Here is a 1477-nt window from a genome sequence, read left to right as displayed (position 1 = left end):
GACAGGGACGGGGACGGGGCGACCGGTGCCGGGGACTTCGTGCTGCCGGTCGTCGCCGTCGGCGCGGCGGGGGCGCTCGCCGTGTACGCGTACACCCGGCGCAGGCGCAAGGGCTCCGCGCCGGGAGGCCGCCCGCGCACCACGACCGGCTGGGGGGACCGGCCCGCCACGACGACGGCCCTGCCGCTGCCCGACCTGGACGCGAAGGCCGGGGCCCTGCTGGTGGACACGGACGACGCGGTCCGCACCAGCTCCGAGGAGCTCGGCTTCGCCTCCGCGCAGTTCGGCGACGCGGCGGTGGCCTCCTTCGCCCAGGCCGTGGCGTTCGCGAACGGAGAGCTGACGGCGGCGTTCCGGCTGCGCCAGCAGCTGGACGACGCCTACCCGGAGGACGATGCGACGCGGCGGCGGATGCTGGACGAGATCGTGGCCCGGTGCAGTGAGGCGAACCGGCGGCTCGACGCCGAGGCCGCGGATTTCGACCGGCTGCGGGAGCTGGAGCGCAACGCCCCGCAGGCCTTGGCGGAGGTGGAGGGCCGGGTGCGCGATCTGACGGGCCGTACGGTGACGGCGGCGGCCACCCTGACCGCGTTGCGCGGCCGGTACGCGGACTCGGCGTCGGCTCCGGTGGCCGGCCACGCCGAACGGGCCGAGGAGCGGCTGCGGTTCGCGACGGACAACGCCTCCCGGGCCCGGGAGGCCGTCGACGGCGGCGACAGGGGGGCGGCGGCCGTGCACGTACGGGCGGCGGAGGGCGCGGTGGACCAGGCGGCGACCCTGGCGGACGCGGTGGAGCGGCGGGCGCAGGAGCTGGCGGAGGCGGCGGGCAGGCTACCGGGAGCCCTCACGGAGACGGAGGCGGACCTGGCCGACGCCCGCGGGCTGCTGCCGGGGACGGAAGAGGGGGCGTCGACCGCGGATCTGCGGGGCCGGATCGGCCGGGCGGAGGCGGTGGTGTCGGCCGTCCGGCAGGAGGTGGCGGCAGGCCGGTACGACCCGATCGACGCCCTGCGCCGGTCCGAGGAGGCCGATGCGGCACTTGACGAGGCCCTGGCCGCGGCGCGCGGGCAGGAGTCGGGCCGGCGGCGGACGGCGGCCCTGCTGGACCAGGCGCTGTTGTCGGCGCGGAGTGCGGCGGCCGCGGCGGCGGACTACGTCACGACCAGCCGGGGTGCGGTCGGCAGCCGCGCCCGTACCCGGCTGGCGGAGGCGCAGCGGCATCTGGAACGGTCTCGGTCGCTGGCGGAGTCGGACGCGGCGGGCGCGCTGGCGGAGGCGCAGCAGGCGGACGTACTGGCGCGGGAGGCGCAGCAGCTGGCCGAGGAGGACGTACGGGGCTTCCGGGACCCGTTCGGCGAGGCCGGGCAGCGGCAGGGTGGCGGCGGTACGGGCGGTGCGGTGCTCGGCGGGATCATCCTCGGCCGGATCCAGCGCGGCGCCGCCCGCGGCGGCAGCGGGTGCGGCCACGGCGGGGGCG

The 1477-nt window shown here is 78.6% G+C and carries 1 protein-coding gene; it reads left to right on the top strand.

What is annotated here, in order from left to right:
* Nucleotides 1-1477 (top strand): TPM domain-containing protein (locus HYE82_RS38790; RefSeq protein WP_179178516.1); only part of this gene is annotated, 1477 nt, incomplete at both ends.

It is taken from the genome of Streptomyces sp. BR123, from assembly GCF_013401435.1.
In the GTDB taxonomy this organism is placed as follows: domain Bacteria; phylum Actinomycetota; class Actinomycetes; order Streptomycetales; family Streptomycetaceae; genus Streptomyces.
This window is presented reverse-complemented; position numbering and strand designations above follow the sequence as displayed.